The sequence below is a fragment of the Pseudomonas sp. RGB genome (assembly GCF_007713445.1).
Lineage (GTDB): Bacteria > Pseudomonadota > Gammaproteobacteria > Pseudomonadales > Pseudomonadaceae > Aquipseudomonas.
Genome location: NZ_VMSH01000006.1, coordinates 320,365 through 343,904, shown reverse-complemented (window position 1 = coordinate 343,904; position 23,540 = coordinate 320,365). Strand labels below are relative to the sequence as shown.

Here is a 23,540-nt window from a genome sequence, read left to right as displayed (position 1 = left end):
CCCTAAATTTGGCGGGAATTCGTTCCTGCCATTTTGCTTTTCTTGCAAGACAATAGCGTCGCAAGACAACAGTGGAGCTAGTAGATGGCAACTATCAACCAGCTGGTACGTCAGCCGCGTAAGCGTATCGTCGAGAAATCCGACGTACCTGCGCTGCAGAACTGCCCGCAACGTCGTGGCGTATGCACTCGCGTGTATACCACTACGCCGAAAAAACCTAACTCGGCACTGCGTAAAGTATGCCGTGTGCGCCTGACCAACGGTTTCGAGGTTTCCTCGTACATCGGCGGTGAAGGCCACAACCTGCAAGAGCACAGCGTGGTACTGATCCGCGGCGGTCGTGTAAAAGACTTGCCAGGTGTTCGTTACCACACCGTACGCGGCTCCTTGGATACTTCCGGCGTTAAAGGTCGTAACCAGGGTCGTTCGAAGTACGGTACCAAGAAGCCTAAGTAGTAGCGGCTTTTTGTAAAACTGAATCATCTTATTTTCTGAGTCGATAAGAGTAAGGTCGGATGCGTCCCGAAAGGGCACTGATTCCGAGCGAACCTGAAGACCGTTTGAGGGCTTATCCATGCCAAGAAGACGCGTAGCAGCCAAGCGCGAAGTGCTTGACGATCCAAAATACGGAAGCCAAATTCTGGCCAAGTTCATGAACCACGTGATGGAAAGCGGCAAGAAAGCCGTTGCCGAGCGTATCGTTTATGGCGCGCTGGAAAAGGTTAAAGAGCGCAAGAACAGCGACCCCCTGGAAATCTTCGAGAAAGCTCTCGACGCCATCGCTCCGCTGGTCGAAGTGAAGTCGCGCCGTGTAGGCGGTGCTACTTACCAGGTTCCGGTCGAAGTTCGTCCGTCCCGTCGTAACGCTCTGGCAATGCGCTGGTTGGTAGACTTCGCCCGTAAGCGCGGCGAGAAGTCTATGGCTCTGCGTTTGGCTGGCGAACTGTTGGACGCTGCTGAAGGTAAAGGTGCTGCTGTTAAGAAGCGTGAAGACGTGCACCGTATGGCTGAAGCTAACAAAGCTTTCTCGCACTACCGCTTCTAATCTTAGCTTCACTAATTTTGCGAGGGCTTTATGGCTCGTACTACTCCGATTAGCCGCTACCGTAACATCGGTATCGTTGCTCACGTGGATGCTGGTAAAACCACCACCACCGAGCGCGTACTGTTTTACACCGGCAAAAGTCACAAAATGGGCGAGGTGCATGACGGCGCCGCGACCACAGACTGGATGGTTCAGGAGCAGGAGCGTGGTATTACCATTACTTCTGCTGCTATTACCGCCTTCTGGAAAGGTTCCGAGAAGCAGTACAAAGACGAGCACCGCTTCAACGTAATCGATACCCCAGGCCACGTAGACTTCACCATTGAAGTTGAACGTTCCCTGCGTGTACTCGACGGCGCTGTCGTTGTGTTCTGCGGTACCTCGGGTGTTGAGCCTCAGTCGGAAACCGTATGGCGTCAAGCCAACAAATACGGCGTTCCTCGTCTTGTTTACGTAAACAAGATGGACCGTGCTGGTGCTAACTTCCTGCGCGTGATCGGTCAGATCAAGCAGCGTCTGGGTCATACTCCGGTGCCAATCCAATTGGCTATCGGTTCCGAAGACAACTTCCAGGGTCAGATCGACCTGATCAACATGGAAGCTGTTTACTGGAATGATTCCGACAAAGGTATGGTTCCTGTTCGTAAGCCTATCCCTGCAGAACTGCAGGAGCTGGCTGACGAGTGGCGCAACAACATGGTTGAGGCTGCTGCCGAAGCCAGCGAAGAGCTGATGAACAAGTACCTCGAAGGTGAAGAACTCACCAACGCGGAAATCAAGGCCGCTCTGCGTCAGCGTACTATCGCTGGTGAGATCGTCTTGGCTGTTTGCGGTTCTTCGTTCAAGAACAAGGGCGTTCCCCTGGTTCTCGATGCTGTGATCGACTACCTGCCTGCTCCAACCGACATTCCTGCTATCAAGGGTACCAACCCTGATAACGAGGAAGAAGAGATGGAGCGTCATGCAGACGACAGCGAGCCGTTCTCGGCCCTGGCGTTCAAGATCGCTACCGACCCATTCGTGGGTACCTTGACCTTCGTCCGCGTTTACTCGGGCGTGTTGGCATCCGGCGACGGCGTGATCAACTCGGTTAAAGGTAAGAAAGAGCGCGTGGGTCGTATGGTGCAAATGCACGCAAACGCCCGTGAAGAGATCAAGGAAGTACGCGCTGGTGACATCGCGGCCCTGATCGGCATGAAGGACGTCACCACGGGTGAGACTTTGTGCGACGCTGCTAAGCCAATCATCCTGGTTCGCATGGACTTCCCGGAGCCGGTTATTTCGGTTGCCGTAGAGCCTAAGACCAAGGATGACCAGGAAAAAATGGGTATCGCTCTGGGCAAACTTGCTCAGGAAGATCCATCTTTCCGCGTCAAGACTGATGAAGAGACTGGTCAAACGATCATCTCCGGCATGGGCGAGCTGCACCTGGACATCCTGGTTGACCGGATGCGCCGTGAGTTCAACGTCGAAGCCAACATCGGTAAGCCTCAGGTTTCCTATCGTGAGCGCATCACGAAGAACTGTGAAATCGAAGGCAAGTTCGTTCGTCAGTCCGGCGGTCGTGGTCAGTTCGGTCACTGCTGGATCCGTTTTGCTCCTGCTGACGAAGGTCAGGAAGGTCTGCAATTCGTGAACGAAGTAGTTGGTGGTGTTGTTCCTAAGGAATACATCCCGGCTATCCAGAAGGGTATCGAAGAGCAGATGAAGAACGGTGTTGTTGCCGGCTATCCGCTGATCGGCCTGAAAGCAACCGTTTTTGACGGTTCTTACCACGACGTCGACTCCAACGAGATGGCGTTTAAGGTGGCTGCTTCCATGGCAACCAAGCAACTGGCCCAGAAGGGCGGTGGTGAGTTGCTTGAGCCAATCATGGCGGTAGAAGTTGTTACACCTGAAGACTATATGGGTGATGTCATGGGCGACCTTAACCGTCGTCGCGGCATGATCTTGGGTATGGAAGACACGGTTTCCGGCAAAGTGATTCGCGCCGAGGTTCCGTTGGGTGAGATGTTCGGTTATGCGACCGACGTTCGCTCCATGTCTCAGGGTCGCGCAAGCTACTCTATGGAATTCAAAAAATACAACACAGCTCCGGCGCACATCGCTGAAACTGTATCCAAAAAACAAGGCTGATTCAGTCCTTTAGGCAAGGAGTTAATTGTCGTGGCTAAAGAAAAATTTGATCGTTCCCTACCGCACGTCAACGTTGGCACCATCGGTCACGTTGACCACGGTAAAACCACTCTGACTGCTGCTCTGACTCGCGTTTGCTCCGAAGTATTCGGTTCCGCAATCGTTGATTTCGATAAAATCGACAGCGCACCAGAAGAGAAAGCTCGTGGTATCACCATCAACACCGCGCACGTTGAATACAACTCGCTGATCCGTCACTACGCTCACGTTGACTGCCCAGGTCACGCTGACTATGTGAAGAACATGATCACCGGTGCTGCTCAGATGGACGGCGCAATCCTGGTTTGCTCGGCCGCTGATGGTCCGATGCCACAAACCCGTGAGCACATCCTGCTGTCCCGTCAGGTAGGCGTTCCGTACATCGTGGTTTACCTGAACAAGGCTGACCTGGTAGACGACGCTGAGCTGCTGGAACTGGTTGAGATGGAAGTGCGCGATCTGCTGAGCACTTACGACTTCCCAGGCGACGACACTCCGATCATCATCGGTTCTGCTCGTATGGCTCTGGAAGGCAAAGACGATAACGAAATGGGCACCACGTCCGTTCGTAAACTGGTTGAAACTCTGGACAGCTACATCCCAGATCCAGTTCGTGTTATCGACAAGCCGTTCCTGATGCCAATCGAAGACGTATTCTCGATCTCCGGTCGCGGTACTGTTGTAACTGGTCGTATCGAGCGCGGTATCGTTAAGGTTCAAGATCCACTGGAAATCGTTGGTCTGCGTGACACTACCGTCACCACCTGCACCGGTGTTGAAATGTTCCGTAAGCTGCTCGACGAAGGTCGTGCTGGCGAGAACTGCGGCGTTCTGCTGCGTGGTACCAAGCGTGACGACGTTGAGCGTGGCCAGGTTCTGGTTAAGCCAGGTTCGGTTAAGCCGCACACCAAGTTCGAAGCTGAAGTGTACGTGCTGAGCAAAGAAGAAGGCGGTCGTCACACTCCGTTCTTCAAAGGCTACCGTCCACAGTTCTACTTCCGTACTACTGACGTGACTGGTAACTGCGAACTGCCGGAAGGCGTTGAAATGGTTATGCCAGGCGACAACATCAAAATGGTTGTTACCCTGATCAAAACCATCGCAATGGAAGACGGTCTGCGCTTCGCTATCCGTGAAGGCGGCCGTACCGTTGGTGCTGGCGTTGTAGCTAAAATCATCGAGTAATTATCTCTTCTGAGATAGCCTTGATGTTTTGAAGAGGCCCCCGCTCAGCGGGGGCCTTTTTTATTGGGTTGACACCTATCAGGGCCGTCTATAGAATTGCGCCTCCTTTTAACGGGCGTATTGCGCTCGCTGGGAATAGCAGCCGGAGTCTGAAATCCAATGCAAAATCAGCAAATCCGTATCAGGTTGAAGGCTTTTGACCATCGCCTGATCGACCAATCCACCCAGGAAATCGTGGAAACCGCGAAACGTACTGGTGCTCAAGTGCGTGGTCCAATTCCACTGCCTACCCGTAAAGAGCGGTTCACCGTTCTGGTCTCCCCGCACGTCAACAAAGACGCGCGTGACCAGTACGAGATCCGTACTCATAAGCGCGTACTGGACATCGTCCAGCCAACGGATAAAACCGTTGATGCACTTATGAAGCTCGATCTGGCGGCCGGTGTGGAAGTACAGATCAGCCTCGGCTAAGACTTGGGTCTTAGTCGTGTAACGCTCTGAAATGGGCGGCCATAGCGGGTGAAAGCCCCGTACACTCATGAGGTTTACAACATGACTATTGGTGTAGTCGGTCGTAAATGCGGTATGACCCGTATTTTCACCGAAGAAGGTGTCTCCATTCCGGTCACGGTCATTGAGATCGAACCGAATCGCGTCACCCAGTTCAAAACTGAAGAAACCGATGGCTATCGTGCAGTGCAAGTCACTGTCGGCGAGCGTCGTGCTTCGCGCGTGACTGCTGCTCAAGCAGGTCACTTCGCTAAAGCAAACGTTGCAGCTGGTCGCACTGTTATGGAGTTCCGTCTCGAAGACGGCGACTACCAGGCTGGCGATCTGATCAACGCTGAAATCTTCGCCGCTGGTCAACTGGTTGATGTAACCGGTCAGTCCAAAGGTAAAGGCTTCCAGGGTACGATCAAGCGTTGGAATTTCCGTGGTCAAGACAACACTCACGGTAACTCCGTTTCCCACCGCGTCCCGGGCTCTATTGGCCAGTGCCAGACTCCTGGTCGTGTATTCAAGGGCAAAAAAATGTCCGGTCATATGGGCGCTGAGCGCGTGACCGTGCAGTCCCTCGAAGTAGTGCGCGTCGACGCTGAACGCAATCTGTTGTTGGTCAAGGGTGCTGTTCCTGGCGCTACTGGCGGCAACCTGGTTGTACGTCCAGCGGCCAAGGCTCGCGGTTAAGGGGAAGCTGACATGCAATTAAATGTAAATGACGCTCAAGCGATCGAAGTTTCCGAACTGACATTTGGCGGCGAATTCAACGAGACGCTGGTTCACCAAGCAGTCGTGGCCTACATGGCCGGCGGCCGTCAAGGTAGCAAGCAGCAAAAGACCCGTTCCGACGTACGTGGTGGCGGTAAGCGCCCTTGGCGTCAGAAAGGTACTGGCCGTGCTCGTGCCGGTACTATCCGTAGCCCAATCTGGCGTGGCGGCGGTACCACTTTCGCAGCTCGTCCTCAGGATCACACTCAGAAGCTCAACAAGAAGATGTACCGCGCAGCACTGCGCTCCATCCTTGCTGAACTCGTGCGTACTGATCGTCTGGTCGTGGTTCAGGACTTCGCTGTTGAAAGTCCAAAAACCAAAGATCTGCTGGGCAAACTGAACAACATGAGCCTGACCGACGTTTTGATCGTGTCTGAAGCTGTTGATCAGAACCTGTACCTGGCTGCTCGTAACCTGCCACACGTTGATGTACGTGACGTGCAAGGTTCCGATCCAGTTAGTCTGATCGCATACGACAAGGTGTTGATCACCGTGTCGGCCGTGAAGAAATTCGAGGAGCTGCTGGGATGAACCAGGAACGCGTATTTAAAGTTCTGCTTGGCCCGCACGTTTCCGAAAAGGCTACGGTTCTGGCTGACAAGAAAGGCCAGTTCGTTTTCAAGGTTGCAACTGACGCAACCAAGCTGGAAATCAAGAAGGCCGTCGAAAGCCTGTTCAGCGTGAAAGTTGAGCGTGTTACTACCCTGAATGTTCTGGGTAAGAGCAAGCGCACTGCTCGCGGTCTGGGCAAGCGTAATGACTGGAAGAAGGCAGTTATCTCCCTTCAGCCAGGCCAAGATCTCGATTTCAGCAGCAGTGCTGAGTAAGGAAGGGGTGCATCATGGCAATTGTTAAATGCAAACCGACTTCCCCTGGCCGCCGTTTTGTGGTCAAGGTGGTCAACCAGGAGCTGCATAAAGGCGCTCCTCACGCACCGCTGCTCGAGAAGAAATCGAAGACTGGTGGTCGTAACAACAATGGTCGTATTACCACTCGTCACATCGGTGGTGGCCATAAGCAGCATTATCGTCTGGTCGACTTCCGTCGCAACGACAAAGATGGCATCGCTGCCACTGTCGAGCGTATCGAATACGATCCAAACCGTACTGCTCACATCGCTCTGCTGCTGTACGCAGATGGCGAGCGTCGCTACATCATCGCCCCTAAAGGCGTGAGCGCTGGCGACCAGCTGATCGCAGGTGCTTTGGCACCGATCAAGCCGGGCAACGCTCTGCAACTGCGCAACATTCCAGTTGGTAGCACCGTACACGGCATCGAATTGAAGCCAGGTAAAGGCGCGCAAATCGCTCGTTCCGCTGGTGCTTCGGCTCAGCTGATCGCTCGTGAAGGTGTCTATGTGACCCTGCGTCTGCGTTCTGGTGAGATGCGTAAAGTGCTGGCTGAATGCCGCGCGACCCTGGGTGAAGTCTCGAACTCCGAGCACAGCCTGCGTTCGCTGGGTAAAGCTGGTGCCAAACGCTGGCGTGGCGTTCGCCCAACCGTTCGTGGTGTTGCCATGAACCCGGTTGACCACCCACACGGTGGTGGTGAAGGTCGTACCTCTGGTGGTCGTCATCCGGTATCGCCATGGGGCTTCCCGACTAAGGGCGCGAAGACTCGTGGTAATAAGCGTACCGACAAAATGATCGTCCGTCGTCGCAAGTAAATAGAGGGATACGACAGTGCCACGTTCTCTGAAAAAAGGTCCTTTTATTGATCTTCACCTACTGAAGAAGATCGAAGTGGCGGCGGAAAAGAACGATCGCAAACCAGTTAAGACCTGGTCGCGTCGTTCGATGATCCTGCCACAAATGGTCGGTTTGACCATCGCAGTACACAACGGTCGTCAACACGTCCCAGTTCTCGTTAACGAAGACATGGTCGGCCACAAACTAGGCGAGTTTGCCGGTACCCGCACTTATCGTGGGCACGTGGCAGACAAGAAAGCCAAGCGTTAAGGGGTAAGGAAATGGAAGTAGCCGCTAAGTTGTCGGGCGCTCGAATCTCCGCCCAGAAAGCCCGCTTGGTCGCCGACCAGATCCGCGGGAAGAAGGTGGGCGAAGCGCTCAACCTGTTGGCTTTCAGCAGTAAGAAAGCCGCCGAGATCATGAAGAAAGTGCTGGAGTCGGCCGTAGCCAACGCCGAGCATAACGAAGGCGCAGACGTTGATGACCTGAAGGTCAGCACCGTTTTCGTCAACGAAGGGCGTTCGCTGAAGCGCATCATGCCACGTGCCAAAGGCCGTGCTGATCGCATCGTCAAGCGGTCTTGCCATATCACTGTCAAGGTTGCTGACAAGTAACGGAGTCGAAGAGATGGGTCAGAAAGTACATCCCATTGGCATTCGCCTGGGAATCGTCAAGGAGCACACCTCCGTCTGGTACGCAGACGGTCGGACTTATGCGGACTATTTGTTCGCTGATCTGAAGGTGCGTGAGTATCTCCAAGACAAACTAAAAAGCGCGTCCGTAAGCCGTATCGATATCCATCGTCCGGCACAAACTGCACGTATCACCATCCACACCGCTCGTCCAGGTATCGTTATCGGGAAGAAAGGTGAAGATGTTGAGAAACTGCGTCAGGACCTGACCAAGCAAATGGGTGTGCCTGTGCACATCAATATCGAAGAGATCCGCAAGCCGGAGCTCGACGGTATGCTGGTTGCGCAGAGCGTAGCTCAGCAGCTGGAGCGTCGCGTAATGTTCCGTCGCGCTATGAAGCGCGCCGTGCAGAACGCCATGCGCATTGGTGCCAAAGGCATCAAAATCCAAGTGAGCGGTCGTCTCGGCGGTGCTGAAATCGCACGTACTGAATGGTATCGCGAAGGTCGTGTGCCACTGCACACCCTGCGTGCCGACATCGACTATGCCAACTACGAAGCTCACACCACTTACGGTGTGATCGGTGTAAAGGTTTGGATCTTCAAAGGCGAAGTAATTGGTGGTCGCCAAGAAGAACTGAAACCACAAGCACCAGCGCCTCGTAAAAAAGCTGCTAAGTAAGGGGTACGCCAAATGTTGCAACCTAAGCGTACGAAGTTCCGCAAGCAGATGACAGGCCACAACCGTGGTCTGGCACAGCGCGGTAGCAAAGTCAGCTTCGGCGAGTTCGCGCTGAAGTCTGTAGCTCGTGGTCGTCTCACCGCTCGTCAGATCGAGTCAGCGCGTCGTGCTCTGACCCGTCACGTAAAACGTGGCGGCAAGATCTGGATCCGTGTATTCCCGGACAAGCCGATCTCCAAAAAGCCTCTCGAGGTTCGGATGGGTAAAGGTAAGGGTAACGTGGAATACTGGGTAGCCCAGATTCAGCCAGGCAAAGTCCTGTATGAAATCGAGGGTGTAACTGAAGAGCTGGCGCGTGAGGCTTTTGCCCTGGCTGCTGCAAAGCTGCCGCTCGCCACCGCCTTTGTTAAACGGACGGTGATGTGATGAAAGCGAATGAACTTCGTGAAAAATCCGCACAGCAGCTGAACGAGCAACTGCTCGGCTTGCTGCGCGACCAGTTCAATCTGCGTATGCAGAAAGCAACTGGCCAGTTGGGGCAGTCTCATCTGCTCTCGCAAGTTAAGCGTGACATCGCTCGCGTGAAGACTGTGCTCAACCAGCAGGCAGGTAAGTGATCATGGCTGAAGCCGAAAAGACTGTCCGTACGCTGACTGGCCGTGTTGTCAGCGACAAGATGGACAAAACCATCACCGTTTTGATCGAGCGTCGCGTTAAGCACCCGATCTACGGTAAATATGTTAAGCGTTCGACTAAGCTGCACGCGCACGACGAAACCAATCAGTGCCACATCGGCGACAAAGTCACTATTCGTGAAACTCGTCCGCTGGCCAAGACCAAGTCTTGGGCACTGGTTGATGTTCTCGAACGCGCTGTGGAAGTCTAAGGACTAGGGGTCGGAGAAATTATATGATTCAGACTCAATCCATGCTCGATGTGGCCGATAACAGCGGCGCTCGCCGTGTTATGTGCATCAAGGTGCTGGGTGGCTCCCATCGTCGTTACGCTGGTATCGGTGACATCATCAAAGTTACCGTCAAGGAAGCAATTCCTCGCGGTAAAGTGAAAAAAGGCCAAGTGATGACTGCTGTTGTAGTCCGCACTCGTCACGGCGTACGCCGTGCAGATGGCTCCATTATCCGCTTTGATGGCAACGCTGCTGTTCTTCTGAACAACAAGCAAGAGCCGATCGGCACCCGTATCTTTGGGCCAGTGACCCGTGAACTTCGTACTGAGAAGTTCATGAAGATCGTCTCGCTCGCCCCAGAAGTGCTGTAAGGAGATCCGACATGCAAAAGATTCGTCGTGACGACGAGATCATCGTGATCGCCGGCAAAGACAAAGGTAAGCGCGGTAAGGTGCTGAAGGTTCTTGCTGATGACCGTCTGGTCGTTGGTGGTCTGAACCTGGTCAAGCGTCATACCAAGCCTAACCCGATGTCGGGCGTACAAGGCGGTATCGTCGAGAAAGAAGCGCCACTGCACGCTTCTAACGTCGCCATCTTCAATGGCGAAACCAACAAGGCTGATCGTGTTGGTTTCAAAGTAGAAGACGGTAAGAAAATTCGTGTCTTCAAGTCGACCCAAAAAGCGGTTGATGCTTGAACACTGCTAGGTAGATAAGACCATGGCACGACTACAAGAGATTTACCGGAAGGAAATCGCCCCCAAGCTTAAGGAAGAACTTAAGCTCGGGAACGTGATGGAAGTTCCGCGCGTTACCAAAATCACCCTGAACATGGGTCTGGGCGAAGCGATCGGCGACAAAAAAGTCATCGAGCACGCTGTTGCTGACCTGGAAAAGATCACCGGTCAAAAAGTCGTTGTGACTTACGCTCGGAAATCCATCGCTGGCTTTAAAGTCCGTGAAGGTTGGCCGATCGGCGTCAAAGTGACTCTGCGCCGTGAGCGTATGTACGAATTCCTGGATCGTCTGCTGTCGATCTCCCTGCCTCGGGTTCGCGACTTCCGCGGCCTGAATGCCAAGTCCTTCGATGGTCGTGGTAACTACAGCATGGGCGTGAAAGAGCAGATCATCTTCCCGGAAATCGACTACGACAAGATCGATGCTCTCCGCGGTCTGGACATCACCCTGACCACCACTGCCAAGAACGATGATGAAGGTCGCGCCCTGTTGCGTGCTTTCAAATTCCCGTTCCGCAACTGATTGGAGTAGGACCATGGCCAAGATGAGCATGAAAAACCGCGAGCTGAAGCGTCAGCTCACGGTTGCCAAGTACGCCAAGAAGCGTGCAGCACTGAAAGCAATCATCGTTGATCTGAACGCAAGTCCAGAAGCACGTTGGGAAGCTACAGTTGCTCTGCAGAAGCAGCCACGTGACGCAAGCGCTTCGCGCATGCGTAACCGCTGCCGCCTGACCGGTCGTCCACACGGCGTTTACCGCAAGTTCGGCCTCGGCCGTAACAAACTGCGTGAAGCGGCAATGCGTGGTGACGTGCCAGGTCTGGTTAAAGCCAGCTGGTAAGTACTTTCGAAGTCTGGGTGGTCTGCGTCGCAAGATACTGACCACCGGTGACCTTGAATCTGGAACAAGCCCCTTTTGGGGCTTGTTTCATTTCCGGAGTGTGTCTAGAATACCCGGCTCGCCTGAGCCCGTGTTTTCTATGCCCGGAGATTCTCGGCGACATATGTAGCCGCAAGGCTAATTTTTTTGTATTAGGAGCGTCTAGCCCATGAGTATGCAGGACCCGTTAGCGGACATGCTAACTCGTATCCGTAATGCCCAGATGGCTGAAAAGTCCGTCGTAAGCATGCCATCTTCCAAGTTGAAGGTAGCTGTTGCCAAAGTCCTGAAAGACGAAGGCTACATTGCGGGTTATCAGATCAGCAGCGAAACAAAACCACTGCTGTCCATCGAGCTGAAGTACTTCGAAGGCCGTTCGGTCATCGAGGAAGTGAAGCGCGTTAGCCGTCCAGGCTTGCGTCAGTACAAGTCCGCTGAAGATCTGCCGAAAGTTCGTGGCGGTCTGGGCGTGTCTATCGTCTCCACCAACAAAGGTGTGATGACGGATCGTGCTGCGCGCGCTGCCGGTGTCGGCGGCGAAGTTCTTTGCACTGTGTTCTAAGGGGGGATAAGCATGTCTCGCGTCGCTAAGAACCCCGTTAAGCTGCCAGCCGGTGTCGAAGTAAAATTCGCAGGCCAACAGCTTTCGGTGAAGGGTGCCAAGGGCACTCTTGAACTGAACATCCATTCGTCCGTTGAGATCGTTGAAGAAGCTGGTGAGCTGCGTTTCGCTGCTCGCAATGGCGATCAACAAACTCGCGCAATGGCCGGTACCACGCGTGCGTTGGTAAACAACATGGTCCAAGGCGTAAGCCAAGGCTTCGAGCGTAAGCTCCAGCTGGTCGGTGTTGGTTACAAAGCGCAAGCAAAAGGCACGGTTTTGAACCTGGCCCTTGGCTTCTCGCACCCAGTGGATTACGAACTGCCGGAAGGCATCACCGCTGAGACCCCTAGCCAGACCGATATCCTGATCAAGGGTATTGATAAGCAGCTGGTAGGTCAGGTGGCCGCTGAGATCCGCGACTTCCGTCCACCAGAGCCGTACAAAGGCAAAGGTGTGCGCTACGCGGACGAAGTCGTCCGTCGTAAAGAAGCCAAGAAGAAGTAGGGCATAGCAAATGACCGACAAAAAAGTTACTCGACTGCGTCGCGCTCGCAAAGCACGCCTGAAAATGCACGAACTCGAAGTCGTGCGTCTCTGCGTGTTCCGCTCGTCGCAGCACATCTACGCCCAGGTCATCTCGGCCGACGGCAACAAAGTCCTGGCAAGCGCCTCGACTTTGGATAAAGAACTGCGTGATGGTGCCACTGGCAACATCGACGCGGCCACAAAGGTTGGCCAGCTGGTCGCTACGCGTGCTAAGGCCGCTGGCGTCTCGCAAGTGGCTTTCGACCGCTCTGGCTTCAAGTACCACGGTCGCGTGAAAGCGCTGGCTGATGCTGCTCGTGAAGCTGGGCTGGAGTTCTAAGTTATGTCAAATAACGACCAAAAGCGCGACGAAGGCTACATTGAGAAGCTGGTTCAAGTTAACCGCGTAGCCAAAACCGTTAAAGGCGGCCGTATCTTCACTTTCACCGCGTTGACCGTGGTTGGTGATGGTAAAGGGCGCGTTGGCTTCGGCCGTGGCAAGTCACGTGAAGTGCCTGCTGCGATCCAGAAGGCAATGGAAGCTGCTCGTCGCAACATGATCCAAGTTGATCTGAACGGCACCACTCTGCAGTACGCAATGAAGTCCGCTCACGGCGCTTCGAAGGTGTACATGCAGCCTGCTTCTGAAGGTACCGGTATCATCGCTGGCGGCGCTATGCGTGCTGTCCTCGAAGTTGCTGGCGTTCAGAACGTTCTGGCCAAGTGCTACGGCTCGACTAACCCGGTAAACGTGGTTCACGCCACTTTCAAAGGTTTGAAAGCTATGCAATCTCCTGAGTCCATCGCTGCCAAGCGTGGTTTGACTGTCAAGGAGATCTTCTGATCATGGCTACCGTTAAAGTAACGCTGATCAAAAGCATGACCGGCCGCATTCCTAACCACAAACTGTGCGTTAAGGGTTTGGGTCTGCGTCGCATCGGTCACACTGTAGAAGTCCAGGATACTCCCGAGAATCGCGGGATGATCAACAAGGCTTACTACATGCTGCGTGTAGAGGGTTAATCGATGAAACTCAATGATCTGAGTCCAGCGCCGGGTTCCCGTCGCGAAAAGCATCGTCCGGGCCGTGGTATCGGTAGCGGTTTGGGTAAGACTGGTGGCCGTGGCCACAAAGGTCAAACCTCCCGCTCCGGTGGCACCATCGCTCCAGGCTTTGAAGGCGGCCAACAGCCGCTGCATCGTCGCCTGCCTAAGTTCGGTTTCGTTTCCCTGAAGGCTATGGACCGCGCAGAAGTGCGTCTGTCCGAGCTGGCTAAAGTGGAAGGCGACATCGTTACTGTGCAGACCCTGAAAGATGCCAACGTGATCAACGTCAACGTACAGCGTGTGAAAATCATGCTGTCCGGTGAAGTGACTCGCGCTGTCACTATCGGCAAGGGAATCGGCGCCACCAAAGGTGCGCGTTCGGCTATCGAAGCAGCTGGCGGCAAGTTCGAGGAATAAATGGCTAAGCAAGGTGCTCTCTCAGCGCTCGGCAAAGGCGGTATGTCTGAACTTTGGGCTCGTCTGCGTTTTCTGTTCCTGGCGATTATCGTCTACCGAATAGGCGCACACATCCCGGTTCCAGGTATCAACCCGGACCGACTCGCAGACCTGTTTCGACAGAATGAGGGGACCATTCTTAGCTTGTTCAACATGTTTTCCGGCGGCGCGCTGGAACGGATGAGCATCTTTGCACTGGGGATCATGCCGTACATTTCGGCATCGATCATCATGCAACTGATGACCGCCGTCAGCCCGCAGTTGGAGCAGTTGAAGAAGGAAGGTGAAGCTGGCCGTCGCAAGATTAGCCAGTACACCCGCTACGGCACTGTCGTCCTCGCCCTGGTTCAAGCTATCGGCATGTCCGTTGGCCTGGCAGGGCAGGGCGTTGCGTTCACTGGTGACTTTGGCTTCTATTTCGTCGCGGTATCCACTTTTGTGGCTGGTGCGATGTTTATGATGTGGCTGGGTGAGCAGATTACTGAGCGTGGTGTTGGTAACGGTATCTCGATGTTGATTTTCGCAGGTATCGTCGCCGGTCTTCCGAGAGCAATTGGGCAGTCTTTCGAGTCTGCACGTCAGGGTGATATCAATATCTTCGCCCTGGTTGCTATCGGTTTGCTGGCAGTAGCGATTATCGGTTTTGTGGTGTTCATTGAGCGTGGCCAGCGTCGTATTGCTGTTCACTACGCCAAGCGTCAGCAGGGCCGTAAGGTCTTCGCTGCGCAGACCAGCCACTTGCCGCTGAAAGTGAATATGGCCGGTGTTATTCCGGCAATTTTCGCGAGCAGCATTTTGCTGTTTCCGGCTTCGTTGGGTACCTGGTTTGGTCAGTCTGAAAACATGGGCTGGCTGCAGGACCTCTCTCAGTCGATCGCTCCTGGTCAGCCGTTGAATATTCTGCTGTTTAGTGCAGGGATTATTTTCTTCTGCTTCTTCTATACGGCGTTGATGTTCAATCCGAAAGACGTAGCGGAAAACCTGAAGAAGTCCGGTGCCTTTATTCCGGGTATTCGTCCAGGTGAGCAGTCTGCGCGCTACATTGATGGCGTTCTGACTCGTTTGACCCTGTTCGGTGCTCTATATATGACGGCCGTGTGCTTGTTGCCCCAGTTCCTGGTGGTTGCAGCAAACGTTCCGTTCTACCTTGGCGGGACCTCGTTGCTGATCGTGGTCGTGGTTGTGATGGACTTCATGTCCCAAGTACAATCGCACCTCGTTTCGCACCAGTACGAATCCCTGATGAAGAAAGCCAACCTGAAGGGTTACGGCAGCGGCATGTTGCGCTGAGTACCCATAAGGTTCGAGGAGTTGGTGATGAAAGTTCGTGCATCGGTGAAAAAGCTGTGCCGTAACTGCAAGATTATTCGCCGCGAAGGTGTTGTTCGAGTAATTTGCAGCGCGGAACCGCGTCACAAACAGCGCCAAGGCTGAGTGTGATCCGCTTGAAGCCCGGCAGCTAGTGCGCTGCCGGGTTGATTATTTGTTATTACAGCGATATTATCTCGCGCCCTATTTCTTGGCTTCCGGGGCGTAGGTAGCTGTCAATTGGAGTCCCACTGAATGGCCCGTATTGCAGGCGTTAACATTCCAGATAACAAGCACACTGTTATCTCGCTGACCTACATCTATGGTGTTGGTCGCACTACTGCGCAGAAAATTTGCGCAGTTGCTGGGGTAAACCCAGCCGCTAAGATCAAGGATCTGAGCGACGAGCAGATTGAATTGCTGCGTGGCGAAGTGGCGAAGTTCACCACTGAAGGTGACCTGCGTCGCGAAATCAACATGAAAATCAAGCGTTTGATGGACCTCGGTTGCTATCGCGGTCTGCGTCATCGTCGTGGTCTTCCAGTACGCGGTCAGCGTACCAAGACTAACGCGCGTACCCGTAAAGGTCCGCGTAAGCCGATCCGCAAGTAATCGCCCCAGCGAATCGACAGGAAAATTATCATGGCAAAACCTGCTGCTCGTCCTCGTAAAAAAGTTAAAAAGACAGTGGTTGATGGCATCGCCCACATCCATGCATCTTTTAACAACACCATCGTGACCATCACCGACCGTCAAGGTAACGCGCTGTCTTGGGCTACCTCTGGTGGTTCGGGTTTCCGCGGTTCCCGCAAGTCCACCCCGTTTGCTGCTCAAGTAGCTGCTGAACGTGCTGGTCAAGCTGCGCTGGAATACGGCCTGAAAAACCTCGACGTCAACGTCAAAGGTCCAGGTCCAGGTCGTGAGTCTGCTGTCCGTGCTTTGAACGGCTGTGGCTATAAGATCGCCAGCATCACCGACGTGACGCCAATCCCGCACAACGGGTGCCGTCCGCCGAAGAAGCGCCGCGTGTAATCCAGGAGATTGTAAAGAATGGCTCGTTACATTGGTCCAAAATGCAAACTCGCTCGTCGCGAAGGCACCGATCTCTTCCTGAAGAGCGGCGTGCGCGCGATCGAATCGAAGTGCAACATTGAAGCAGCACCTGGTATCCACGGCCAACGCCGCGGTCGCCAGTCCGATTACGGCACCCAACTGCGTGAAAAGCAGAAGGTCCGTCGTATTTATGGCGTTCTCGAGCGTCAGTTCAGCGGCTACTACAAAGAAGCTGCTGGCAAGAAAGGTGCAACCGGTGAAAACCTGCTGCAACTGCTCGAATGCCGTCTGGACAACGTTGTATACCGTATGGGCTTTGGTTCGACTCGTGCCGAATCCCGTCAGCTGGTATCGCACAAATCCGTCAGCGTAAACGGCCAAACCGTTAACGTCCCGTCTTACCAGGTTCGTGCTGGTGACGTGGTCGCGATTCGCGAGAAAGCAAAAAACCAACTTCGCATTGTCCAAGCTCTCGATCTGTGTGCCCAACGTGGCCGCGTAGAATGGGTAGAAGTAGACACTGAGAAGAAGTCGGGCGTTTTCAAGAACGTTCCTGCTCGCAGTGATCTGTCCGCCGACATCAACGAAAGCCTGATTGTCGAGCTCTACTCCAAGTAAGGGCTAGAAAATAGGTGCATCCATGCAGATTTCGGTAAATGAGTTCCTGACACCCCGCCACATTGATGTGCAGGTTGTCAGTCCAACCCGCGCCAAGATCACTCTCGAGCCTCTCGAGCGTGGTTTTGGCCACACCCTGGGCAACGCGCTGCGCCGCATCCTGTTGTCCTCAATGCCCGGCTGTGCAGTAGTCGAGGCCGAGATTGACGGTGTGCTCCACGAGTACAGCGCCATCGAAGGTGTACAGGAAGACGTAATTGAAATCCTGTTGAACCTTAAAGGTCTGGCTATCAAGCTGCACGGCCGTGACGAAGTTACGCTGACCTTGTCGAAGAAGGGTTCGGGGGTGGTTACCGCTGCCGATATTCAGCTGGATCATGATGTCGAGATCGTTAACCCCGATCACGTAATCGCTAACCTGGCGTCTAACGGCGCCCTGAACATGAAGCTCACTGTAGCTCGTGGTCGTGGTTATGAACCGGCCGACTCGCGTCAGAGCGATGAAGACGAAAGCCGCAGCATTGGTCGCTTGCAGCTTGACTCTTCGTTCAGCCCGGTTCGCCGTATCGCATACGTGGTGGAAAACGCCCGTGTCGAACAGCGTACTAACCTGGACAAGCTGGTTATTGATCTGGAAACCAACGGTACTCTGGATCCTGAAGAGGCTATCCGCCGCGCTGCAACCATTCTGCAACAGCAGTTGGCTGCGTTCGTCGACCTCAAAGGTGACAGCGAACCAGTGGTAATCGAGCAGGAAGACGAGATCGATCCGATCCTGCTTCGCCCGGTTGACGATCTGGAACTGACTGTACGTTCGGCTAACTGCCTTAAGGCGGAAAACATTTACTACATCGGTGACCTGATTCAGCGTACCGAAGTAGAACTGTTGAAGACTCCGAACCTGGGCAAGAAATCCTTGACTGAAATCAAGGACGTTCTGGCCTCCCGCGGTCTGTCCCTCGGCATGCGCCTCGACAACTGGCCGCCTGCAAGTCTTAAGAAGGACGACAAGGCGACTGCCTGATCGTCGTAATCACCGAACGTGAGTTTGGTAAGGAATGAACCATGCGTCATCGTAAAAGTGGTCGTCACCTGAGCCGTACCAGCTCGCACCGCAAGGCCATGTTCCAAAACATGGCGGTGTCGCTGTTCGAGCACGAGCTGATCAAAACTACACTGCCGAAAGCTAAAGAACTGCGTCGCGTTGCTGAGCCGCTGATCACTTTGGCCAAGACAGACAGCCTGGCTAACCGCCGCCTGGCTTTCGACCGTACTCGTTCGAAAGCTATCGTTGGTAAGCTCTTCAACGACCTGGGCAAGCGTTACGCTACCCGTGAGGGTGGCTACCTGCGCATCCTCAAGTGCGGTTTCCGCGCTGGCGACAACGCGCCTATGGCGTACGTCGAGTTGGTTGATCGTGCTACTGCCGGCGAAGCTGTATCCGCCGAGTAAGACGACAGTCTGCAACGAAGAACCGGGCCTAGTGCCCGGTTTTTTGTGCGCGTCTAAAAAACCACCTGGGTTTCCTGCGTCGCTGCCCGCGCTTCTATCAACCCATCGCCGTTTGCGCGGATGGCTCATTAGTTATTCTCTATCAAAGGCCATGATTTAATGCATTTGATGGTGTCATCTTGATGGTCGATACTTCCTCCAAGCCGATTAGCCGGCAGTTCCGAGTCTGACCTGAGGAAGATTGAGCATGAGTAAAGTCCTTACTACCGCCAGCGGTGCGCCCGTTGCCGATAACCAGAATTCCCGTACCGCCGGCCCGCGCGGTCCTTTGCTGCTCGACGATTTCCACCTGATCGAGAAGCTCGCACACTTCAACCGTGAAAACATTCCTGAGCGCCGCGTGCACGCCAAAGGCTCGGGTGCTTACGGCACCTTCACCGTTACTCAAGACATCACTCAGTACACCAGCGCGAAACTGTTCGAGTCTGTCGGAAAACAAACACCGACGTTTCTGCGATTCTCCACTGTCGGCGGCGAGCGCGGTTCGGCCGACACTGAGCGCGATCCTCGCGGTTTCGCCCTGAAGTTCTACACCGAGGAAGGTAACTGGGACATCGTGGGCAACAACACGCCTGTGTTCTTCATCCGTGACCCGCTGAAATTCCCGGACTTTATCCACACCCAAAAGCGCTTGCCGCAAAGCAACCTGAAAAGTGCGCAGATGATGTGGGATTTCTGGTCGCACTCTCCGGAAGCGTTGCATCAAGTCACCATCCTCTTTTCGGATCGCGGCATTCCTGACGGCTACCGTCACATGCACGGCTTTGGCAGTCACACTTATAGCCTGATCAACGCTCGTGGTGAGCGTCACTGGGTTAAGTGGCACTACAAGACCAAGCAAGGGATCAAGAACCTGGCACCCGCTGAAGCTGCGCGCCTGGCCGGTACAGACCCTGATTACGCACAGCGTGATTTGTTTGGTGCGATTGAGCGGGGTGACTTCCCGAAATGGCGTGTCTGCATTCAGATCATGACTGAAGCCCAAGCTAACGCTCACTACGAGAACCCCTTCGATGTGACTAAGACCTGGTCGCAGAAAGAGTTTCCCCTTATCGAAGTCGGCGAGCTGGAGCTCAACCGTAACCCGCAGAACTACTTTGCTGAAGTAGAGCAGGCCGCGTTTGGCCCAAGCAACATGGTGCCGGGTGTCGGCCTGTCACCTGACCGCATGCTGCAAGGCCGCGTATTCGCTTACGCCGATGCTCACCGCTACCGCGTGGGTACCAATCACCAGCAATTGCCGGTGAACGCCCCACGCAACCCGGTAAACAGCTACCAGCGTGATGGTTCGATGGCCTTCGGCAGCAATGGTGGCGCAGCGCCTAACTATGAGCCAAACAGTTACGCTGATGCGCCCAAGCAAGCGCCACAGTATGCAGAACCCGCCCTGGCCCTGAGCGGTGCCGCTGATCGCTACGATCACCGTGAGGACACCGACTACTACAGCCATGCCGGTGCACTGTTTCGATTGATGGACGAGAGTCAAAAAGCCCTGCTGGTCAGCAACATTGCCGGTGCAATGGCCGGCGTCACCAGCGATGTGGTTCAGCGCCAACTGCAGCATTTCTTCAAAGCTGACCCGGCTTATGGAGACGCAATCGCAAAGGCATTGGGTGTAACGCTTAGTTAAGTCTAAACGATAAGCAGAACCGCCCTCATTTGGGCGGTTTTTGCGTTATTTCAGCCACTTTTCTCCGGAAATCTTCACTTTTCTGCCGTTGGTCCCGTGACCTTCGGGTCATCATGGTTCAAACTACAGACTTTCAAGCAGGGAGATGTAGGGCGATGCAAGGTCACCCCGACGTAATCGATTACCTCAACACGTTGCTGACGGGCGAACTGGCAGCTCGTGACCAATATTTCATCCATTCGCGCATGTACGAAGACTGGGGCTTTACCGAGCTCTACGAGCGTATCAACCACGAAATGGAAGAAGAGGCACAGCACGCTGACGCGCTGATGCGCCGTATCCTGATGCTCGAAGGCACGCCGCGTATGCGTCCCGACGACCTGGATGTGGGCACCACGGTGCCTGACATGCTCGCAGCCGATCTTCGCCTCGAGTACAAGGTGCGTGCCGCACTCTGCAAGGGCATCGAGCTCTGTGAGCAGCACAACGACTACGTGACCCGCGAAATTCTCCGCGTGCAGCTCAACGACACCGAAGAAGATCACACCTACTGGCTGGAAAAGCAGTTGGGCCTGATCAAGCTGGTTGGCCTGGAGAATTATCTGCAATCGCAGTTCTGATTCCCGGCTACAAAAAAGCCCCTGTCACCGCAAAGTGACAGGGGCTTTTTAATGCGCCCGAAAAAATCAGGCTTTATCGCGTGCCAGCAACGGCTTCAAGTAATAACCGGTATGCGACTGCGGCATCTCGGAAACCTGCTCCGGTGTGCCCACCGCAATGATCTGGCCGCCCTTGGAACCGCCTTCCGGCCCCAGGTCCACCAGCCAGTCGGCAGTCTTGATCACATCCAGGTTGTGCTCAATAACCACCACTGTGTTGCCGTGGTCACGCAAGCGGTGCAGTACGTCCAGCAATTGCTGGATATCGGCGAAGTGCAGACCCGTGGTCGGCTCATCGAGGATATACAGAGTCTTGCCAGTGTCCCGCTTGGACAGCTCACGAGACAACTTCACCCGCTGCGCCTCGCCGCCGGACAAGGTTGTCGCCGATTGACCCAGCTTGATGTACGACAGGCCTACATCCATCAACGTTTGCAGCTTGCGCGCCAACGCAGGAACCGCGTCGAAGAACACCCGAGCTTCCTCGATGGTCATCTCCAGGGTTTCGTGGATGCTTTTGCCCTTGTACTTGATCTCCAGGGTTTCGCGGTTATAACGCTTGCTCTTGCACACGTCGCACGGCACGTAGATGTCCGGCAGAAAGTGCATCTCTACCTTGATCAGGCCATCGCCCTGGCAGGCTTCGCAACGCCCGCCCTTGACGTTGAACGAGAACCGGCCCGGCCCATAACCCCGCGAGCGGGATTCGGGTACGCCAGCAAACAGCTCGCGGATTGGGGTGAACAAGCCGGTATAGGTCGCCGGGTTGGAGCGTGGTGTACGGCCGATCGGGCTTTGGTCGATGTCGACGACTTTGTCCAGATGTTCCAGGCCCTTGACGCTGTCGTGCGCGGCCGCTTCCAGGGTGGTCGCGCCATTCAAGGCGGTGGCACTCAGCGGGAACAGCGTGTTGTTGATCAGTGTCGACTTGCCCGAGCCGGAAACACCGGTCACGCAGGTCAAAAGACCCAGCGGAATTTCCAGGTCGACGTTGCGCAAGTTGTTACCGCGCGCGCCCTTCAGGTGCAGCGCCATTTTCTTGTTGCGTGGCGTACGTTTGGCCGGCACTTCAATCTTCACGCGGCCAGACAGGTACTTGCCGGTCAAAGAGTCCGGGTGAGCCATCACCTCGGCAGGCGTGCCCTCGGCAACAATATGGCCACCGTGCACACCCGCGCCCGGGCCGATGTCGACCACGTAGTCCGCCAGGCGAATCGCGTCCTCATCGTGCTCGACCACGATCACGGTGTTGCCGATATCCCGCAGGTGTTTCAGCGTCCCCAGCAGGCGGTCGTTGTCCCGTTGGTGCAGGCCAATCGACGGTTCATCGAGGATGTACAACACGCCCACGAGGCCAGCACCAATCTGGCTGGCCAAGCGAATCCGCTGAGCTTCACCGCCAGACAACGTGTCCGCACTGCGATCCAGCGACAGGTAGTCCAGGCCAACGTTAACCAGGAATTGCAGGCGCTCACGGATTTCCTTGAGGATCTTGTCCGCAATTTCCCCACGACGCCCGGTCAGCTTGAGTACACCAAAATATTCACAGGCATCGCCAATCGGCAGGTTGGTCACGGCCGGCAGTGTCTTCTCGCCCACCCACACATGCCGCGCCTCGCGACGCAGACGCGTGCCGCGGCAATCCGGGCAAGGCTGAGTGCTGAGGAATTTGGCCAGCTCTTCACGCACGCTCGCCGACTCAGTCTCGCGGTAACGACGCTCCAGGTTCGGCACGATGCCTTCGAATGGGTGCGAGCGTTTGACGATATCGCCACGGTCGTTCAGGTACTTGAAGTCAACATTCTGCGAGCCGCTGCCGTGCAGGATGACCTTCTGCTGCTCGGCCGGCAGCTGGTTGAACGGCACTTCCAGGCTGAATTTATAGTGCGAGGCCAATGACCCCAGCATCTGGAAGTAGTAGACGTTACGCCTGTCCCAGCCGCGAATCGCGCCCTCGGCCAAAGTCAGCTCACCGTTGACCAGGCGCTTGATGTCGAAGAACTGTTTAACGCCCAGGCCATCGCAGGTCGGGCAAGCACCGGCCGGGTTGTTGAAGGAAAACAGCTTGGGTTCCAGCTCGCTGATGGCGTGGCCGCAGATCGGGCAGGCAAAGCGCGCGGAGAAGATAACCTCTTCACCCGGCTCGTCGTCCATCGGTGCAACCAGCGCAATGCCATCCGCCAGCTTCAGCGCGGTTTCGAACGATTCGGCCAAACGCTGCTGCAAGTCGGCGCGCACCTTGAAGCGGTCGACCACCACATCAATGGAATGCTTCTTCTGCTTGTCGAGCTTCGGCGCTTCATCCAGCTCATACAGCTTGCCGTTGATGCGCGCGCGCACAAAACCTTGCGCACGCAGCTCTTCGAAGACCGAAAGGTGTTCGCCTTTACGCTCGCGAATCACCGGCGCCAGCAACATCAGCTTGGCGCCTTCCGGCTGGGCCAGCACCAGGTCGACCATCTGGCTGACGGTCTGGGCTTCCAGGGGAATATCGTGGTCCGGGCAGCGCGGAATACCCACACGCGCATACAGCAGACGCAGGTAGTCGTAGATTTCGGTGATGGTGCCCACGGTAGAGCGCGGGTTATGGGAGGTCGACTTCTGCTCGATGGAAATTGCTGGCGACAGGCCTTCAATGGTGTCGACGTCAGGCTTTTCCATCATCGACAGGAATTGCCGGGCATAGGCCGACAGCGATTCCACGTAGCGACGCTGACCTTCGGCATACAGCGTGTCGAACGCCAGGGACGATTTGCCGGAGCCGGACAGGCCGGTGATGACGATCAGTTTGTCCCGGGGCAGGGTCAGGTCGATGTTCTTCAGGTTGTGGGTTCTAGCCCCACGAATCAGGATCTTGTCCAAGATGGCCTCGCACGGCGGGCGTAAATAATGCAGGAGTATACGGCTAAAGACTGGATGAATATA

The 23,540-nt window shown here is 55.0% G+C and carries 35 protein-coding genes; 34 read left to right on the top strand and 1 reads right to left on the bottom strand.

The window, feature by feature from the left end; translation table 11 throughout:
• Positions 1-84 precede the first annotated feature (84 nt).
• The 34 genes from rpsL (at position 85) to bfr (ending at position 20,576) form a co-directional block, all read left to right on the top strand.
• Positions 85-456, top strand: a complete 372-nt coding sequence (gene rpsL / locus FPT15_RS15950; RefSeq protein WP_002555494.1) for a 30S ribosomal protein S12 — start codon at positions 85-87, stop codon at positions 454-456.
• Between the two features lie 118 nt (positions 457-574).
• Positions 575-1,045, top strand: a complete 471-nt coding sequence (gene rpsG / locus FPT15_RS15945) for a 30S ribosomal protein S7 (protein WP_002555493.1) — start codon at positions 575-577, stop codon at positions 1,043-1,045.
• 30 nt (positions 1,046-1,075) lie between these two features.
• Positions 1,076-3,181: an elongation factor G gene (fusA, locus tag FPT15_RS15940; protein WP_106580215.1), complete on the top strand. Its 2,106-nt coding sequence runs from the start codon at positions 1,076-1,078 to the stop codon at positions 3,179-3,181.
• Between the two features lie 30 nt (positions 3,182-3,211).
• Positions 3,212-4,405: an elongation factor Tu gene (gene tuf / locus FPT15_RS15935; RefSeq protein WP_003176426.1), complete on the top strand. Its 1,194-nt coding sequence runs from the start codon at positions 3,212-3,214 to the stop codon at positions 4,403-4,405.
• Positions 4,406-4,564: 159 nt separating this feature from the next.
• The gene (gene rpsJ, locus FPT15_RS15930; RefSeq protein ID WP_003186070.1) at positions 4,565-4,876 is read left to right on the top strand and encodes a 30S ribosomal protein S10; all 312 of its coding nucleotides are present in this window, start codon (positions 4,565-4,567) and stop codon (positions 4,874-4,876) included.
• A gap of 81 nt (positions 4,877-4,957) precedes the next feature.
• Positions 4,958-5,593: a 50S ribosomal protein L3 gene (gene rplC, locus FPT15_RS15925; protein ID WP_003194649.1), complete on the top strand. Its 636-nt coding sequence runs from the start codon at positions 4,958-4,960 to the stop codon at positions 5,591-5,593.
• A 12-nt stretch (positions 5,594-5,605) separates the two neighbouring features.
• Positions 5,606-6,208 carry a 50S ribosomal protein L4 gene (gene rplD, locus FPT15_RS15920; protein ID WP_017135963.1) on the top strand — a complete coding sequence of 201 codons (603 nt, stop codon included), beginning with the start codon at positions 5,606-5,608 and terminating at the stop codon, positions 6,206-6,208.
• Positions 6,205-6,504, top strand: a complete 300-nt coding sequence (rplW, locus tag FPT15_RS15915) for a 50S ribosomal protein L23 (protein WP_002555488.1) — start codon at positions 6,205-6,207, stop codon at positions 6,502-6,504. Before rplD ends, rplW begins: the two co-directional genes overlap by 4 nt.
• A gap of 14 nt (positions 6,505-6,518) precedes the next feature.
• Positions 6,519-7,343 (top strand): 50S ribosomal protein L2, encoded by an 825-nt coding sequence (rplB, locus tag FPT15_RS15910; RefSeq protein ID WP_003210080.1) that lies wholly within the window; start codon positions 6,519-6,521, stop codon positions 7,341-7,343.
• Between the two features lie 16 nt (positions 7,344-7,359).
• A complete protein-coding gene (gene rpsS, locus FPT15_RS15905) occupies positions 7,360-7,635 on the top strand; it encodes a 30S ribosomal protein S19 (RefSeq protein ID WP_002555486.1) in 276 nt (91 codons plus the stop codon).
• An 11-nt stretch (positions 7,636-7,646) separates the two neighbouring features.
• Positions 7,647-7,979 carry a 50S ribosomal protein L22 gene (gene rplV, locus FPT15_RS15900; protein ID WP_003103908.1) on the top strand — a complete coding sequence of 111 codons (333 nt, stop codon included), beginning with the start codon at positions 7,647-7,649 and terminating at the stop codon, positions 7,977-7,979.
• A gap of 13 nt (positions 7,980-7,992) precedes the next feature.
• Positions 7,993-8,679 (top strand): 30S ribosomal protein S3, encoded by a 687-nt coding sequence (rpsC, locus tag FPT15_RS15895; protein WP_003176422.1) that lies wholly within the window; start codon positions 7,993-7,995, stop codon positions 8,677-8,679.
• Positions 8,680-8,691: 12 nt separating this feature from the next.
• A complete protein-coding gene (rplP, locus tag FPT15_RS15890) occupies positions 8,692-9,105 on the top strand; it encodes a 50S ribosomal protein L16 (RefSeq protein ID WP_003232424.1) in 414 nt (137 codons plus the stop codon).
• Positions 9,105-9,296, top strand: coding sequence for a 50S ribosomal protein L29 (gene rpmC, locus FPT15_RS15885; protein WP_002555481.1), 192 nt, complete (start codon positions 9,105-9,107; stop codon positions 9,294-9,296). The genes rplP and rpmC overlap by 1 nt, the downstream gene beginning before the upstream one ends.
• Positions 9,297-9,298: 2 nt before the next feature.
• Positions 9,299-9,565, top strand: a complete 267-nt coding sequence (gene rpsQ, locus FPT15_RS15880) for a 30S ribosomal protein S17 (RefSeq protein WP_003176419.1) — start codon at positions 9,299-9,301, stop codon at positions 9,563-9,565.
• 23 nt (positions 9,566-9,588) lie between these two features.
• Positions 9,589-9,957 (top strand): 50S ribosomal protein L14, encoded by a 369-nt coding sequence (gene rplN / locus FPT15_RS15875; protein ID WP_002555479.1) that lies wholly within the window; start codon positions 9,589-9,591, stop codon positions 9,955-9,957.
• An 11-nt stretch (positions 9,958-9,968) separates the two neighbouring features.
• Positions 9,969-10,283 (top strand): 50S ribosomal protein L24, encoded by a 315-nt coding sequence (gene rplX / locus FPT15_RS15870; protein ID WP_007896770.1) that lies wholly within the window; start codon positions 9,969-9,971, stop codon positions 10,281-10,283.
• Positions 10,284-10,305: 22 nt separating this feature from the next.
• On the top strand, positions 10,306-10,845 hold the full coding sequence (gene rplE / locus FPT15_RS15865) for a 50S ribosomal protein L5 (RefSeq protein ID WP_003194642.1): 540 nt from the start codon (positions 10,306-10,308) through the stop codon (positions 10,843-10,845).
• A 13-nt stretch (positions 10,846-10,858) separates the two neighbouring features.
• Positions 10,859-11,164 (top strand): 30S ribosomal protein S14, encoded by a 306-nt coding sequence (gene rpsN, locus FPT15_RS15860; RefSeq protein ID WP_003176414.1) that lies wholly within the window; start codon positions 10,859-10,861, stop codon positions 11,162-11,164.
• A 208-nt stretch (positions 11,165-11,372) separates the two neighbouring features.
• Positions 11,373-11,765, top strand: a complete 393-nt coding sequence (gene rpsH / locus FPT15_RS15855; protein WP_010566853.1) for a 30S ribosomal protein S8 — start codon at positions 11,373-11,375, stop codon at positions 11,763-11,765.
• 12 nt (positions 11,766-11,777) lie between these two features.
• Positions 11,778-12,311, top strand: a complete 534-nt coding sequence (gene rplF / locus FPT15_RS15850) for a 50S ribosomal protein L6 (RefSeq protein WP_003176412.1) — start codon at positions 11,778-11,780, stop codon at positions 12,309-12,311.
• 10 nt (positions 12,312-12,321) lie between these two features.
• A complete protein-coding gene (rplR, locus tag FPT15_RS15845) occupies positions 12,322-12,672 on the top strand; it encodes a 50S ribosomal protein L18 (RefSeq protein WP_003186037.1) in 351 nt (116 codons plus the stop codon).
• A 3-nt stretch (positions 12,673-12,675) separates the two neighbouring features.
• A complete protein-coding gene (rpsE, locus tag FPT15_RS15840) occupies positions 12,676-13,176 on the top strand; it encodes a 30S ribosomal protein S5 (protein ID WP_003176409.1) in 501 nt (166 codons plus the stop codon).
• A gap of 2 nt (positions 13,177-13,178) precedes the next feature.
• Entirely contained in the window at positions 13,179-13,355 is a 177-nt protein-coding gene (rpmD, locus tag FPT15_RS15835; protein WP_003176408.1) for a 50S ribosomal protein L30, read from the top strand.
• Between the two features lie 3 nt (positions 13,356-13,358).
• Positions 13,359-13,796, top strand: coding sequence for a 50S ribosomal protein L15 (gene rplO, locus FPT15_RS15830; protein ID WP_003176407.1), 438 nt, complete (start codon positions 13,359-13,361; stop codon positions 13,794-13,796).
• Entirely contained in the window at positions 13,797-15,125 is a 1,329-nt protein-coding gene (gene secY, locus FPT15_RS15825) for a preprotein translocase subunit SecY (protein ID WP_016969470.1), read from the top strand.
• Between the two features lie 27 nt (positions 15,126-15,152).
• Entirely contained in the window at positions 15,153-15,269 is a 117-nt protein-coding gene (gene rpmJ, locus FPT15_RS15820) for a 50S ribosomal protein L36 (RefSeq protein ID WP_002555468.1), read from the top strand.
• Between the two features lie 129 nt (positions 15,270-15,398).
• Positions 15,399-15,755 (top strand): 30S ribosomal protein S13, encoded by a 357-nt coding sequence (gene rpsM, locus FPT15_RS15815; protein WP_024077676.1) that lies wholly within the window; start codon positions 15,399-15,401, stop codon positions 15,753-15,755.
• A gap of 30 nt (positions 15,756-15,785) precedes the next feature.
• Complete coding sequence (rpsK, locus tag FPT15_RS15810; RefSeq protein ID WP_002555466.1) at positions 15,786-16,175, top strand: 30S ribosomal protein S11; 390 nt, start codon at positions 15,786-15,788, stop codon at positions 16,173-16,175.
• 18 nt (positions 16,176-16,193) lie between these two features.
• Positions 16,194-16,814 (top strand): 30S ribosomal protein S4, encoded by a 621-nt coding sequence (gene rpsD, locus FPT15_RS15805; RefSeq protein WP_003210056.1) that lies wholly within the window; start codon positions 16,194-16,196, stop codon positions 16,812-16,814.
• A gap of 22 nt (positions 16,815-16,836) precedes the next feature.
• Positions 16,837-17,838: a DNA-directed RNA polymerase subunit alpha gene (gene rpoA / locus FPT15_RS15800; protein WP_003176403.1), complete on the top strand. Its 1,002-nt coding sequence runs from the start codon at positions 16,837-16,839 to the stop codon at positions 17,836-17,838.
• A gap of 41 nt (positions 17,839-17,879) precedes the next feature.
• Positions 17,880-18,266: a 50S ribosomal protein L17 gene (rplQ, locus tag FPT15_RS15795; protein ID WP_003176402.1), complete on the top strand. Its 387-nt coding sequence runs from the start codon at positions 17,880-17,882 to the stop codon at positions 18,264-18,266.
• A 241-nt stretch (positions 18,267-18,507) separates the two neighbouring features.
• Positions 18,508-19,956, top strand: coding sequence for a catalase (locus FPT15_RS15790; protein WP_145162697.1), 1,449 nt, complete (start codon positions 18,508-18,510; stop codon positions 19,954-19,956).
• A gap of 155 nt (positions 19,957-20,111) precedes the next feature.
• A complete protein-coding gene (bfr, locus tag FPT15_RS15785; RefSeq protein ID WP_015886133.1) occupies positions 20,112-20,576 on the top strand; it encodes a bacterioferritin in 465 nt (154 codons plus the stop codon).
• Positions 20,577-20,642: 66 nt separating this feature from the next.
• Here the strand turns inward: bfr and uvrA are convergent, their stop codons facing one another.
• Positions 20,643-23,477: an excinuclease ABC subunit UvrA gene (gene uvrA, locus FPT15_RS15780; protein ID WP_145162694.1), complete on the bottom strand. Its 2,835-nt coding sequence runs from the start codon at positions 23,475-23,477 to the stop codon at positions 20,643-20,645.
• Between the last annotated feature and the right edge of the window lie 63 nt (positions 23,478-23,540).

Excerpts from the sequence above, each read along its gene's own strand:
- rpmD (WP_003176408.1), top strand. The coding sequence starts at position 13,179 with ATGGCTACCGTTAAAGTAACGCTGATCAAAAGCATGACCGGCCGCATT.
- rplQ (WP_003176402.1), top strand. The coding sequence starts at position 17,880 with ATGCGTCATCGTAAAAGTGGTCGTCACCTGAGCCGTACCAGCTCGCAC.
- rpmJ (WP_002555468.1), top strand. The coding sequence starts at position 15,153 with ATGAAAGTTCGTGCATCGGTGAAAAAGCTGTGCCGTAACTGCAAGATT.
- rpsL (WP_002555494.1), top strand. The coding sequence starts at position 85 with ATGGCAACTATCAACCAGCTGGTACGTCAGCCGCGTAAGCGTATCGTC.
- rpsH (WP_010566853.1), top strand. The coding sequence starts at position 11,373 with ATGAGTATGCAGGACCCGTTAGCGGACATGCTAACTCGTATCCGTAAT.
- rpsD (WP_003210056.1), top strand. The coding sequence starts at position 16,194 with ATGGCTCGTTACATTGGTCCAAAATGCAAACTCGCTCGTCGCGAAGGC.
- fusA (WP_106580215.1), top strand. The coding sequence starts at position 1,076 with ATGGCTCGTACTACTCCGATTAGCCGCTACCGTAACATCGGTATCGTT.
- rpsN (WP_003176414.1), top strand. The coding sequence starts at position 10,859 with ATGGCCAAGATGAGCATGAAAAACCGCGAGCTGAAGCGTCAGCTCACG.
- rplD (WP_017135963.1), top strand. The coding sequence starts at position 5,606 with ATGCAATTAAATGTAAATGACGCTCAAGCGATCGAAGTTTCCGAACTG.
- rpsE (WP_003176409.1), top strand. The coding sequence starts at position 12,676 with ATGTCAAATAACGACCAAAAGCGCGACGAAGGCTACATTGAGAAGCTG.
- secY (WP_016969470.1), top strand. The coding sequence starts at position 13,797 with ATGGCTAAGCAAGGTGCTCTCTCAGCGCTCGGCAAAGGCGGTATGTCT.
- rplF (WP_003176412.1), top strand. The coding sequence starts at position 11,778 with ATGTCTCGCGTCGCTAAGAACCCCGTTAAGCTGCCAGCCGGTGTCGAA.
- bfr (WP_015886133.1), top strand. The coding sequence starts at position 20,112 with ATGCAAGGTCACCCCGACGTAATCGATTACCTCAACACGTTGCTGACG.
- rplO (WP_003176407.1), top strand. The coding sequence starts at position 13,359 with ATGAAACTCAATGATCTGAGTCCAGCGCCGGGTTCCCGTCGCGAAAAG.
- rpmC (WP_002555481.1), top strand. The coding sequence starts at position 9,105 with ATGAAAGCGAATGAACTTCGTGAAAAATCCGCACAGCAGCTGAACGAG.
- rplB (WP_003210080.1), top strand. The coding sequence starts at position 6,519 with ATGGCAATTGTTAAATGCAAACCGACTTCCCCTGGCCGCCGTTTTGTG.
- rpsC (WP_003176422.1), top strand. The coding sequence starts at position 7,993 with ATGGGTCAGAAAGTACATCCCATTGGCATTCGCCTGGGAATCGTCAAG.
- rpoA (WP_003176403.1), top strand. The coding sequence starts at position 16,837 with ATGCAGATTTCGGTAAATGAGTTCCTGACACCCCGCCACATTGATGTG.
- rplE (WP_003194642.1), top strand. The coding sequence starts at position 10,306 with ATGGCACGACTACAAGAGATTTACCGGAAGGAAATCGCCCCCAAGCTT.
- rpsG (WP_002555493.1), top strand. The coding sequence starts at position 575 with ATGCCAAGAAGACGCGTAGCAGCCAAGCGCGAAGTGCTTGACGATCCA.
- rplN (WP_002555479.1), top strand. The coding sequence starts at position 9,589 with ATGATTCAGACTCAATCCATGCTCGATGTGGCCGATAACAGCGGCGCT.
- rplW (WP_002555488.1), top strand. The coding sequence starts at position 6,205 with ATGAACCAGGAACGCGTATTTAAAGTTCTGCTTGGCCCGCACGTTTCC.
- rpsK (WP_002555466.1), top strand. The coding sequence starts at position 15,786 with ATGGCAAAACCTGCTGCTCGTCCTCGTAAAAAAGTTAAAAAGACAGTG.
- rpsJ (WP_003186070.1), top strand. The coding sequence starts at position 4,565 with ATGCAAAATCAGCAAATCCGTATCAGGTTGAAGGCTTTTGACCATCGC.
- rplR (WP_003186037.1), top strand. The coding sequence starts at position 12,322 with ATGACCGACAAAAAAGTTACTCGACTGCGTCGCGCTCGCAAAGCACGC.
- rpsM (WP_024077676.1), top strand. The coding sequence starts at position 15,399 with ATGGCCCGTATTGCAGGCGTTAACATTCCAGATAACAAGCACACTGTT.
- rpsQ (WP_003176419.1), top strand. The coding sequence starts at position 9,299 with ATGGCTGAAGCCGAAAAGACTGTCCGTACGCTGACTGGCCGTGTTGTC.
- rplC (WP_003194649.1), top strand. The coding sequence starts at position 4,958 with ATGACTATTGGTGTAGTCGGTCGTAAATGCGGTATGACCCGTATTTTC.
- rplP (WP_003232424.1), top strand. The coding sequence starts at position 8,692 with ATGTTGCAACCTAAGCGTACGAAGTTCCGCAAGCAGATGACAGGCCAC.
- rplX (WP_007896770.1), top strand. The coding sequence starts at position 9,969 with ATGCAAAAGATTCGTCGTGACGACGAGATCATCGTGATCGCCGGCAAA.
- rplV (WP_003103908.1), top strand. The coding sequence starts at position 7,647 with ATGGAAGTAGCCGCTAAGTTGTCGGGCGCTCGAATCTCCGCCCAGAAA.